The organism is Acidovorax sp. KPB24-03, assembly GCF_057546605.1.
Genome location: NZ_BAAJYR010000110.1, coordinates 1 through 11,422, shown reverse-complemented (window position 1 = coordinate 11,422; position 11,422 = coordinate 1). Strand labels below are relative to the sequence as shown.

Here is an 11,422-nt window from a genome sequence, read left to right as displayed (position 1 = left end):
CGGGAATGTGAAAGCCCAGCAGGTTGGCGGCCAGCCCCGATCCGGTGGCCACGATCAATGGATTGCGCAGCAGCTCCTTGAAAAAACCGTGCTGGCCCGCGCGCGCCATGGGCCACACCGCGGCCACGTTGAACAGCGGCACGCACACGCCGATCAGCACGGCGATGAGCAGCAGGCCCTGCGGGCCCGCCAGCCGTTCCGCCAGCGCCAGGCCCATGAAGGAATTGAAGCGGAACGCCACCTGGGCGCTGGCCGCGTGGTCGCGCGGGTCGATGCGGCCACGCAGGCCGGGCAGCCGCGGCAGGCTGTAGGCCAGCGCGATGCCGACCAGGCCCGTTGCCACGCCGGCACCGATCAGCCCCGAGGCCTCGCCGATCTGGATCGGGCTTTTGACGATGGACTGGAACAGCAGGATGGGAAAGAGCAGGTAGTACACCAGGCTTTCCACCGGCTGCCACACGGTGCGGTTGAGGGCCGTGTAGCGGCAGACCAGGTAACCGCACAGGATGAGGGCAAAGTCGGGAAGGAGGAGCTGCGCGTAATTCACGGCCCGCAGGATACCGCGCGGCCCGCCCCGGTGGCCCCCGAAGCCGGGCCCGGGTGACGCCTCAGGGACCGGGCCGCGCCGCGGCCCTTCCGCCCTCGACGATGGCCTCGATCACCTTCTGAAGCCCCCGGTTCATGGGCTTGTCGTGGCGGGTGATGAGGGCCTGGGTGCGGTACAGGGGCGGGTCCAGCGGCCGCAGTTCGAGGTCTTCATGGCGGCGGCTGTGGCCCGACAGCGCCATGCGCGGCAGGATGCCGCAGCCCAGGCCGGCCGCCACCATCGCCTTGATGGCCTCCACGCTGTCGAACTCCATGACGGGGGCGGGCGTGGGCAGGGTGCCGCCGGCGCTCAGCCAGTCGTCCACGATCCCGCGCGTGCTGCTGCCCGTCTCGAACTTCACCAGCGGGTGCTGGTTCATCATCTGCGCGGTGACCGCCCGCGGCCAGTGGCAGGTGCCTCGGCGGCAGATGGCCATGAGCTCGTCCTCCAGGATGGGGACCACGGCGACCGCACGCGAGACAATGGGCAGCGTCACGATGGCGGCATCGATCGAGTTGTCCTCGATGCGGCGCACGTAGTCCTCCGTGTTGCCCGTGCTCACGAGGATGCTCAGCGATGGAAAGCGCTTGCGCAGGTCCTGCAGGATGGGCGGCAGCAGGTACAGGCACGAGGTCAGGCCCGTGCCCAGCCGCACGCGCCCCGTCACCCCGGCCGAGTGGAAGGTGGCGGCGCTCACGGCATTGGCCACGGCGGCCGTCACATGCGGCACATGGGCCAGCAGATCCGCGCCAGCGGAGGTCGGGCCCACGCGGCGGCCCACGCGCTCGATGAGGCGCACCGACAGCCGGCGCTCCAGATTTCTCACCTGCAGGCTCACCGCGGGCTGGGTCACCCCCAGCCGTTGCGCCGCAGCAGAAAAACTCCCCAATTCCAGCACCAGCGCGAAGGTCCGTAATTGATCGAGATCCAAGGTACGTTCCATAGGCTTAGCTTATGTTTTGTATAAGACGGCAAATCTTCACTTATGGATTGAATGCCGTCAATATTCATCCCGTGCAAAAACTCCAGAGACTTGAATAAAAGCCGGGAGGGGAGGAGCAAGCTGCTATCGGTGCGCACTGGCGCACCGATAGCGCCTTGTATTTGTCGGCTGCAATGATTGATGGCGCATGGCCTCAAAAAACCTGATATCCATCGAAGACCTTTCGCGCAGCGAAATCGAGACGCTGTTTTCCGATGTCGACGACATTCGGCGGTTTCCCGGGGAATTTGGAAATGCGCTGGCCGGAAAAATCGTTTTCACCCTGTTTTGCCAGCCCAGTACGCGAACGCGGCTGAGTTTCGAATCCGCGGCCTACCGCCTCGGCGCGCGCGTGCTGAGCGTTTGCGACATGCACAGCACCCGCCAACCCCTGGGCGAGAGCCTGCTCGACACCACCCGCATGGCCGGCTACTACTCCGACGCGCTGGTCGCGCGGCACGCCGACCATGGCGTGATGGAGCAGATCAAGGGCACCCTCGACGTGCCGCTGATCAATGCCGGCGAAGGGCTCGCCCGGCACCCCACCCAGACGCTGATCGACCTGTACACCGCCCGCGAGCATTTCGACACCCTCGATGGTCTGCGCGTGGGGCTGGTGGGCGGCCTGCGCTACTCGCGTGCGGTGAAGTCGCTGCTGGTCGGCCTCGGGCAGTTCCGCGACGTTGAGCTGCATGCCGTCGATGCCGCCAGCGAAGCCGACGACGGCAGCCCTTTGCCGGCCGACCTCGCCGCTGCGGCGCGCCGCCCCATCCATCTGCACGATTCGGTGCAGGCCATGCTGGGCCATGTCGATCTGCTGTACGTCGTGCGCGTGCAGCGCGAGATGTTCAGCGACGCCGCGCTGTACCAGCGCCAGCTGGACAAATGCCGCGTGCACCGCGCGCTGCTGGCCAAGGCGCCACCGTGGCTGGCGGTCATGCATTGCCTGCCTCGCACGGACGAGCTGGACACCGACGTGGACCCGACCCCGCAAAACAAGTATTTCCTGCAGGCCGCGTACGGCGTGCCGCTGCGCATGGCCGTGCTGCGGCGCTACATGACGCAGCCGCTGGGGAGAGGAAGCGGCGGCAACGGCGGTGGTGGCGCCAGGGGACTGGCGGCGGATGCGCTGTCGCGCCGCGCGATCGACGTGCTCAGCAACGACGAGTTGTCCCTCGCATGGTGATGCTCTGCGCAATGGCCCTGATGGGGCTCGTTGTGGGTGGCGTGGCCGTGACGGTCGGAGGGGGCGTCACCATCGGCGTGCCGTTGCTGCTGCTGATGGGGCATTCCGCCGCCGCGGCCATCGCCACCGTGAAGTTCGCGCTCGTGGGCTCGTTCTTCACCGGCACGCTGGCCCACCGCCGTGGCGTGGCGGCCCCGGTGCGCATTCCCTGGGTGCTCTGGCCCCTGGCGGCAGCGGGGTCCGTGATGGGCTCGCTGATCGTCACCGGGGTCGATGACCGGGTGCTGCGCATCATCGTCGCCACCATGATGGCCGTGGTGTTGTGGATCACCTACCGGACGGATTTTTCCGCACGCGCCGCCACCTCGGCGCCAGCCGCGCGGCTGCCCCTGGCCGGCATCGCCACGGTGTTCGCGCTGTGCGTGTATTCGGGGTTTTTCGGCGCGGGCTTCGGCACCTTTCTCATCTTTGCGCTGATGCATTTTTTCGGCCTGTCGTTTTCCGACAGCGCTTCGGTCATGACGCGCCTCAACCTGCTCGTGGTGGGCTCGTCCGTGACGACCTTCATCACCCACGGTGCGGTCGATTTCCAGTGGGGCATTCCACTCTTCATCGGCTGCGCCCTGGGCGGTGTGATGGGCGCCTGGGTGGCCCGGGTGCTGTCGCCCGAGCGCATGAAAACCGTGTTCCTGGCAGGCACGATGCTGGTCGGCGTCAAGCTGATCTGGGACGCGATGGCGTGATGCCGTACCGTCCTCCGAATGGGGCCCGTCCGGCCCGTGCTTCTGACTTGCAAGGAGCAACGCCAGCCCCCCAACGACGTCACTGAACCCTTCTCCTGCCAACGGGAACCGCCCTTGCGCGTGCGGGAAATCCCTCACTGTGGACTGCCATGCGGACCACGATCGGCGTGCGTCAGCGATTAGGATGCACACCATCGTTTTCATCGTGTTCAAGCAGTACAAGGAGACTTCTATGCAGCGCCGAAACTGGCTGGGTCTGGCCGTCCTCGTGGCCACGGGCAGTGCCATGGCCCAGAGCTATCCCACCAAACCGATCCGGCTGGTGGTGCCCTTTGCTCCTGGGGGGACGACTGACATCATCGCCCGCGTGATCTCCGATCCGCTGTCGCGCGCGCTGGGCCAGCCCGTGATCGTGGACAACCGCGCGGGCGGCGGTGGTGTGGTCGGCGCGGCCGAGACGGCCAAGGCGACGCCGGACGGCTATGCCCTGGGCATCGCCACCGTGTCCACCACGGCGGCCAATCCGGCGATCAACCCCAAGACGCCCTACAACCCGCTGACGGACTTCACGCCGATCATCAACATCGCCGCAACGCCCAACATCATCGCGGTGAACCCCAGCTTTCCAGCCAAGGACTACAAGAGCTTCGCCGCCGAGATCAAGAAGGTGCCGGGCAAGTATTCGTACTCGTCGTCCGGCACGGGCGGCATCGGCCATCTGCAGATGGAGCTGTACAAGAGCCTGACCGACACCTTCGTCACGCACATTCCCTACCGCGGCGCGGGCCCGGCCTTGAACGACACGGTGGCCGGCCAGGTGCCGATGATCTTCGACAACCTGCCTTCGGCGCTGGCCTTCATCAAGGATGGCCGCCTGGTGCCCATCGTGGTCGCCGCGCCCCAGCGCGTGGCCGCGCTGCCCAATGTGCCCACCTTCAAGGAAGTGGGCCTGGAACCGGTGAACCGCATGGCCTACTACGGCATCCTGGGCCCCAAGAATCTGCCCAAGGACGTGGTGGACAAGATCAACGCCGGCGTGCGCAAGGCGCTGGAAGACCCGGCCGTGCGCAAGCGCATCGAGGACACCGGCTCGATCATCATCGGCAACACGCCCGAGCAGTTCGCCGAGCAGATCAAGGCCGAGTTCGAGGTCTACAAGACCGTGGTGCAAAAGCAGAAGCTGTCGCTCGACTGAGCCAGCGCGTCTTCGCTTGCTCAGACCAGGCCCGCCGGCACCGCCCGCGGGCCTTTTTTTTATCGTGCTATGGTTTTGCGATGCTGCCCGAAAGCCAGACCTCCATCGACACCTTCATCGACGCGCTGTGGCTGGAGGACGGTCTCTCGCGCAACACCCTGGCGGCCTACCGGCGCGACATGACGCTGTATGCCCAGTGGCTGGCGGAGCAACCGTCCGCGCTGGCCATCGACAGCACGCAGGAACACCACCTGCAGGGTTATTTCGCGGCCCGCCATGCGCAGACCCGGGCCACCTCGGCCAATCGGCGCCTGACCGTGCTGCGCCGCTATTTCCACTGGGCGCTGCGCGAGCGGCGCATCGCGGCCGATCCCACGGTCCGGCTGCAGGCTGCGCGCCAGCCGCTGCGCGTGCCGAAGACGCTCTCGCAAGCCCATGTGGAGGCCCTGCTGCGCGCCCCGGACACCGGCCACCCGTTGGGGCTGCGGGATCGCGCCATGCTGGAGCTGATGTACGCCAGCGGGTTGCGCGTGACCGAGCTGGTCACGCTCAAGACCTTCCAGGTGGGCCTGCGCGAAGGCGTGCTGCGGGTGATGGGCAAGGGCGGCAAAGAGCGGCTGGTGCCCTTCGGCGACGAGGCGGCGGCATGGCTGGAGCGCTACCTGGGCGAGGCGCGCGCGGCCATCCTGGGCGGGCAGCAGACCGACGATCTTTTCGTGACGCAGCGCGGCGCGGGCATGACCCGGGCGATGTTCTGGGTCATCGTGAAAAAGCAGGCGCATGCGGCGGGCATCACCGTGCCGCTGTCGCCGCACACGCTGCGCCATGCCTTCGCCACGCACCTGCTCAACCACGGGGCGGACCTGCGCGTGGTGCAGCTGCTGCTGGGGCATGCGGATATCTCTACCACCACCATCTACACCCACGTGGCGCGCGAGCGGCTCAAGGCGCTGCACGCGCAGCACCATCCCCGCGGATAGTTGGGTGCCGGGAAGCGGGTGGGAGCTGCGCAGGGCGCGGACAATCGCGGTTTCCTTTTGTGCACCCGGAGTCTTTGCATGACCGATCTTTCCCGCCGGCAATGGATGCTGGCCGCCAGCTGTTCCTGGCTGTCCACGCTGCCGTTCGCAGCCCACGCCCAGCAGGCAGCCGCCTGGCCGTCCCGTCCCATCCGCATCGTGGTGGCCTATCCCGCCGGCGGGGTGAGCGACGTGGTTGCCCGGGCCCTGGGCGACAAGCTGTCGGCCCAGCTGGGCACTTCAGTGGTGGTGGACAACAAGGCCGGGGCGGGCGGCTCCATCGGCATGGATGCCGTGGCCAAGGCGGCGCCGGACGGCTACACGCTGGGCTTTTCGTCCATCAGCCCGCTGGTCCTGAACCCGCACCTGGGCAAATCGCCGTTCGATCCGGCCAAGGACATCGCGCCGGTGGCCAGCGTGATGGTCTCTCCCGTGCTGCTGCTGGGCACGCCCGCCAGCCAGGCCAAGGATTTCCGCCAGTTGCTCGCCACCGCGAAGGCGCAGCCAGGAGCGGTGCGATGGGCCACCTCGGGGCTGGCGTCGCTCGGGCACATCATGCTGGAGCAGATCATGCAGTCCACCCAGGCGCAGATCACGCATGTGCCTTACAAGGGCGGCGGCCAGCAGCTCAACGATGCGCTCAGCGGGCAGTTCGAAGTGCTGTCCACCAATGCCGGGCCTGCGGTGATGCAGCACATCCAAGCCGGCAAGCTGCGCGCGCTGGCCGTGGGTGCGCCCGCCCGGCTCGACACTTTGCCCGACGTGCCTACCCTGGCCGAATTGGGCATTCCGGCCGCCAACGTGAGTTCGCTGTTTGGCGTGTTCGCGCCGGCGCGCACGCCGGCGCCAATCTTGGAGCGTTTGAATGCCGAGATCAATCGCGCCCTGGCCCTGCCGGATTTGCGCGCCCGGCTCGAAGCCACCGACAACGTGCCCCAAGGGGGCAAGGCGGCTGACTTTGTGCGGCAGATTGCCGAGGAGTCGCAGAACAACGCCCGCATCATCCGCGCGGCGGGCATTCAGATGAACTGATGCGGCTGTCAGGAGGTGGCGGGGTCGTTTGGCTGAGCATGCGCGACGCTCACTCCGCTACGCAGCTGCGCGCGGGCCGGTAGAAGGAGCGCGAACGGCGCTTTCTGGTTCATTCTCCGCGCCGCGTCCCCAGAACAAGTCTTCTTGAGCTGGATCGCTGGAGAAGAGACGAACTTCGGCGATCTGGCTGTGCTCGATGCGGATCAGATCGACCCCCGGCTGCTTCAACTTGACGCCGTTGGCCTCGCCAGCGAACTCCAGCGTCACGGCAACCCAGTCGCCATTGGCCATGTAGTGACTGGCGTGGGTGATCGTGAAGGTGCCTTTGGAGATTTCCATCATCTTGCCCAGCATCGGACCGACTTGCGCCATGCCGCGATGCGTTCCGGAAAACTGATGATTGCCTGGCTGGTGCCAGATCACATCGGGAGAAATCAGTCGGATCAATGCCGTCTGATCGCCCGTCTGGACCGCATGAATATAGGCCTTGGAAATGTCGATGCCAGTCATGAAAAATCACCTTTCAATAAAATATGAATGGTGATTGTTGGACAAATAGAGGCCAATTGCTCGATGTTATTGGGACAATAAATGGTATTTTTGGGACATTCATGCAAAAGGCGAGGCAAGTGATGTCGAAGGTGGCGAGTGTTCCAAAAGGGATGAGCAATGCGGGTATCCCGCGGCTGAAGTACGACCCCACGGCGCCCTACCGGCTCGATCTGGAGGTCTATCCGGCGGGTGATCTATGGCGCCGCGGCGGCAAGGAAAAAGTGCAAACGACCCATCGCTACGACTTTTTCATGCTGGTGTGCATCACGCAAGGAGAGTGCGTTCAATGGGTGGATTTCCAGCCGTTTGCCTGCGAACAAGGAACGTTTTTGATTCTTCGACCAGGGCAGGCCCATAACCTCGGGAGCGATGAAGACTGGGAGGGTTGGATCGTCCTGTTTCGCTCGGAGTTTGCGATGCCCGTATCTGCTGCATCGGGCGACCCCGCGCTCGTGTCGGATCGGGTCGGGTTGCCGGAAAAGCTGCTTCTGGACCAGGATCAGTTGAGAACGGTGAGTCGCTCGATTCAGCAGATGTACGAGGACGCGCACCTCGAGGCTTCCCTCGATCACGTGCACGCTCTGCTGCGCCATCAACTTCACGCCCTGCTGGCACGATTGAGCCTTCTGAAAGGAAGGCAGCGGCCGTTGGATGAGCCGCCGGTTTCCGCTGCGTCACAGCGCTTCCAACGGTTTCAGGCGCTGGTTGAAGAGCGCTTTGCGAATTGGCATCAGGTGGCCGATTACGCCAGTCACCTCGGATATACAGAAAAGAGTCTGGGCCGGTCTTTGGCCGCCGCTACAGGCATGACCGCCAAAGGGTGGATCGCGGCACGGATCAATCTCGAAGCCAAGCGGCTGCTGGTGCACACGGACTTGCCCATTGGCGCCATTGCCGACAGGCTGGGCTTTGACGAGGCGACCAACTTCACCAAATTCTTCAAACGCGAAGTGCGCTGTTCTCCTGCGGAGTTTCGTCGCAGGCAACGGGGTGAAAGCCCACTGTTACACGCTGGTTAGAACGTGGAACCAGCCCCGGCCCGGCCTGGACCGACCGGGGGCCTTGCCGCTCACTCTCCCAGGCTTTCCGCCCAGGTCAGCGCCTGCAAGTGGGCCCAGTTCACCTGGCGGTTGGACAGGTGCAGCGCGTCGGCCGAGCGGGCGAACGCCACCTCGTCGCCGCTTTCGCAGGCCTTGGTGAGTTCCAGGAATGGTGCGAACACGCCGGTGTTGTGCAGCAGCGCATCGATCACGGGCTGGGGCAGGGCGACGGAGTCGAGCGCCTTTTCCAGCGGAACGCCCAGCATGGTGTCCAGCAGCGAGAACACGCCGACCACGAAGGCGTTGTCGCACTCCTCGGGCGGCAGCAGTTCGGCGGCAAGCAGCTCCATGAGGCGGCCGCGCACCACGGCGGTCTGACCCACGGCGGGTGGAGAGCCGCCGGCGCGCGAGGTGGTCATGAGCAGCGCCGCCCAGCGGAACAGCTTCTTGAGCCCCAGGATCATGACGGCGTGCCGGAACGAGGTGACCTCGCACGACAGCCCGAAGCCCGACGAGTTGATGAACCGCAGCAGGTTGAAGGACAGCGTGGGGTCCTTCTTGAGCAGCTCCTCGATCTCTGCCGTGCTGGCCTGCTTTCGCACCAGGTTGATGAGCTGGATGATGGTCGCCTGCGAAGGCCGGATGGTCTGGGCCTTCACCAGCGCGGGCTGGGCGAACCAGTAGCCCTGGAACAGCTTCACGCCCAGTGCGGACATGCGCTCGTGCTGCTCGGCGGTCTCGACTTTTTCGGCCACCAGCGTCGCCTTGGAGTTGGCGCGCGCGAACTTCACCAGGGGCTCGGCCAGCTCGGCCCGGAAGGCCTGCATGTCCAGCTTGACGAAGGCCGCCAGCGGCAGCCAGCTGGCATAGGTGCGGCGCAGCACGTTCTGATTGAAGGCGAGGCGAAAGCCCCGCGTGCGCAGGCCTTCGAGCGTGGACACGCGCCCTTCGATCTCTTCGGCTGTGGCGCCGTCGTGCAACGGGGGCACTTCCAGCACCACCTTTTCGGGGTGGATCAGTTCGAGGTGGCCGCCGGCCAGGCTTTCGTGCGTGCAGTTGATGAACACCGTCTTCTTGCCCACCAGGGCCTCGGTGCCCGCATACGACAGGGCATTGAAGAGCAGGGCGGCATCGCTGGCCGCGGTGTGGGCATCGGAGGCGGTGGAACGGTCGAACAGCTCGTAGCCGAAAACGGCACGCTGCTCATCCACGATCGCCTGGCGCGCAATGATCGCCAGGTTGCTCGAGTCCTCGTCCTCCCCTTGCGGGGCGGTGTTCTCGAAAGCCGGTACGTTGTCTGAGTTGCTCGACATGGAGGGTCTGCGTCAGTGAGTGGGATGAATTCGGTGACCTTACCACCAGAGCCGCACGCTGTCGTCCACTCTGGGGCTCATTCCGTCAACTGGTCCGCCCAGGCCAGTGCCTGCAAATGGGCCATGTTGATTTGCTGGCTGGACAGTTGCAGCGAACTGGCGGCCTGATCGAAGGCGGCATCGTCGCTGGATTCGCAGGCTTCGGCCAGCCGCAGCAGTTCGCCCAGCGTGCCGGCGCGGTGCAGCAGGGCGTCCGACACGGTGCCGGGCACGTGCAGCAGCCCCACAGCGGATTCCATCGGCATGCTCAGCATGCGGTCGAGCATCGAGAAGATGCCCACCACGAAGGCCTGATCGGCGTCTTCCTGCGACATGGTCTCCAGGGCCAGCAGCTCCATCAACCGACCACGCACCACGGCCGTGTGGCCGACGGCGGCGGAGATGCCGCCACCGCGCGAGGCGGTGAGCAGCAGCGCGGCCCAGCGAAAGAGCTTCTTGAGCCCCATGAGCATCACGGCCTGCCGGAACGAGGTGATCTCGCGGGAGAGCCCGAAACCCGACGAATTGATGAGCCGCATCAGGTTGAAGGCCAGGCCCGCGTCCTTTTTGAGAACCTCTTCGATTTCGTCCGTGCTGGCCTGCTGGCGCACGAGGTTGATGAGCTGGATGATGCTGCTTTGCGCGGGGGTGAGCAGCTTGGCCTCCACCAGCGAGGGGCGGGAGAACCAATACCCCTGGAACAGCTGCACCCCCTTGCTGGAGGCCATGTCGTACTGCTTGGCCGTCTCCACCTTCTCGGCGATCAGTTCGGCCTTGGAGTGCCGCCCGGCGTATTTGATGAGCACGGCCAGCTGGTCCGGCGCCAGTACGGACAGGTCGAGCTTGATGTAGTCGGCCAGCGGCAGCCACGGTGCATAGGCCGATTCCAGCACCGTGTGGTTGAAGGCCAGGTGGAAGCCCCGCCCGCGCAGGCCCGACAGGATCGGCAGCCGCGTACTCACCTCTTCGGCGGCCGCGTGGCCCAGGGGCGGGATCTCCAGCACGACCTTGTCGGGATCGACCAGCTCCAGGTGGCCGCCGGACAGGCTCTCGTGCGTGCAGTTGACGAAGATGAGCTTCTTGCCCACCAGTTCCTCGCTGCCGGCGTGCGACAGCGCGGTGAACACCAGGAACACGTCCGTTGCCGCCGTGTGGCCATGGCCGGAGCGCGAGCGGTTGAAGAGTTCATAGCCCACCACGGCCTGCTGCCCGTTCATGATCGCCTGGCGGGCGATCATGGCGCCGGCAGGGCTGCTCTCGGGGGCAATGGACGGGGAATTGCCGGCGACAGGCGTGTGGGGCATGGATGGCGAACGGAAGGCGATCGGTGGAAGGGCCGCGTCCCTTCGGCAAAGGGGTTGCGGGGCTTGGGCGCATTGTAGGAAAGAACGGCTGCCCACGCGGCCGGGTCAGCCATGCTGCAGCCACTCCATTTCGGCGTCGCTGAAGCCCGCCGCGCGGCGGGCATCGGCGTTGAACGGCGGTTTCAGGCGTGGTGCCTCGTAGCGCCGGACCAGCAGGGCGTAGTGCGCCATCGGGTCCAGCCCTTCCCGATCGCACAGGAAGCGATACCAATGGTTACCAATCGCCACATGCCCGACCTCCTCGCGCAGGATGATGTCCAGGATGTCCACAGCCGCCAGCGCGTCGGCGGTGCCCACCTGCAGCAGTTTGCGCTGGATCAGCGGTGTGGCGTCCAGGCCGCGGGCCTCGAGCGTGCGCGGCACCAGGGCCA

The 11,422-nt window shown here is 65.8% G+C and carries 12 protein-coding genes; 6 read left to right on the top strand and 6 right to left on the bottom strand.

Features of this window, described 5'->3' with window-relative positions; genetic code table 11:
• The coding region (locus tag AC27KI_RS13310; RefSeq protein WP_487114209.1) for an AEC family transporter at positions 1-547 on the bottom strand (547 nt) is incomplete at its 3' end.
• A 61-nt stretch (positions 548-608) separates the two neighbouring features.
• On the bottom strand, positions 609-1,529 hold the full coding sequence (locus AC27KI_RS13305) for a LysR family transcriptional regulator (RefSeq protein ID WP_284406014.1): 921 nt from the start codon (positions 1,527-1,529) through the stop codon (positions 609-611).
• A 187-nt stretch (positions 1,530-1,716) separates the two neighbouring features.
• Here AC27KI_RS13305 and pyrB point away from each other — a divergent pair, with 187 nt between their 5' ends.
• The 5 genes from pyrB to AC27KI_RS13280 all read left to right on the top strand — a co-directional run bounded on the left by pyrB (position 1,717) and on the right by AC27KI_RS13280 (position 6,743).
• Positions 1,717-2,754, top strand: coding sequence for an aspartate carbamoyltransferase (pyrB, locus tag AC27KI_RS13300; RefSeq protein WP_487089713.1), 1,038 nt, complete (start codon positions 1,717-1,719; stop codon positions 2,752-2,754).
• 20 nt (positions 2,755-2,774) lie between these two features.
• On the top strand, positions 2,775-3,497 hold the full coding sequence (locus AC27KI_RS13295) for a sulfite exporter TauE/SafE family protein (RefSeq protein WP_317359460.1): 723 nt from the start codon (positions 2,775-2,777) through the stop codon (positions 3,495-3,497).
• A gap of 232 nt (positions 3,498-3,729) precedes the next feature.
• Complete coding sequence (locus tag AC27KI_RS13290; RefSeq protein WP_272568039.1) at positions 3,730-4,692, top strand: tripartite tricarboxylate transporter substrate binding protein BugE; 963 nt, start codon at positions 3,730-3,732, stop codon at positions 4,690-4,692.
• 80 nt (positions 4,693-4,772) lie between these two features.
• Positions 4,773-5,672 (top strand): site-specific tyrosine recombinase XerD, encoded by a 900-nt coding sequence (xerD, locus tag AC27KI_RS13285; protein WP_317359465.1) that lies wholly within the window; start codon positions 4,773-4,775, stop codon positions 5,670-5,672.
• Between the two features lie 78 nt (positions 5,673-5,750).
• Positions 5,751-6,743, top strand: a complete 993-nt coding sequence (locus tag AC27KI_RS13280) for a Bug family tripartite tricarboxylate transporter substrate binding protein (protein WP_284430132.1) — start codon at positions 5,751-5,753, stop codon at positions 6,741-6,743.
• A gap of 57 nt (positions 6,744-6,800) precedes the next feature.
• On the opposite strand, the gene AC27KI_RS13275 is transcribed toward AC27KI_RS13280, so the two are convergent.
• Positions 6,801-7,253 (bottom strand): nuclear transport factor 2 family protein, encoded by a 453-nt coding sequence (locus AC27KI_RS13275; protein ID WP_284430133.1) that lies wholly within the window; start codon positions 7,251-7,253, stop codon positions 6,801-6,803.
• A 122-nt stretch (positions 7,254-7,375) separates the two neighbouring features.
• Here AC27KI_RS13275 and AC27KI_RS13270 point away from each other — a divergent pair, with 122 nt between their 5' ends.
• Positions 7,376-8,314: an AraC family transcriptional regulator gene (locus tag AC27KI_RS13270; protein WP_284430134.1), complete on the top strand. Its 939-nt coding sequence runs from the start codon at positions 7,376-7,378 to the stop codon at positions 8,312-8,314.
• Positions 8,315-8,364: 50 nt separating this feature from the next.
• Here the strand turns inward: AC27KI_RS13270 and AC27KI_RS13265 are convergent, their stop codons facing one another.
• From AC27KI_RS13265 to AC27KI_RS13255, 3 genes are all read right to left on the bottom strand, one after another.
• A complete protein-coding gene (locus AC27KI_RS13265; RefSeq protein WP_284430135.1) occupies positions 8,365-9,648 on the bottom strand; it encodes an EAL and HDOD domain-containing protein in 1,284 nt (427 codons plus the stop codon).
• Between the two features lie 77 nt (positions 9,649-9,725).
• The gene (locus tag AC27KI_RS13260; protein WP_487114206.1) at positions 9,726-10,991 is read right to left on the bottom strand and encodes an EAL and HDOD domain-containing protein; all 1,266 of its coding nucleotides are present in this window, start codon (positions 10,989-10,991) and stop codon (positions 9,726-9,728) included.
• A 105-nt stretch (positions 10,992-11,096) separates the two neighbouring features.
• Positions 11,097-11,422 (bottom strand): DUF455 family protein (locus tag AC27KI_RS13255; RefSeq protein WP_487114204.1); only part of this gene is annotated, 326 nt, incomplete at its 5' end.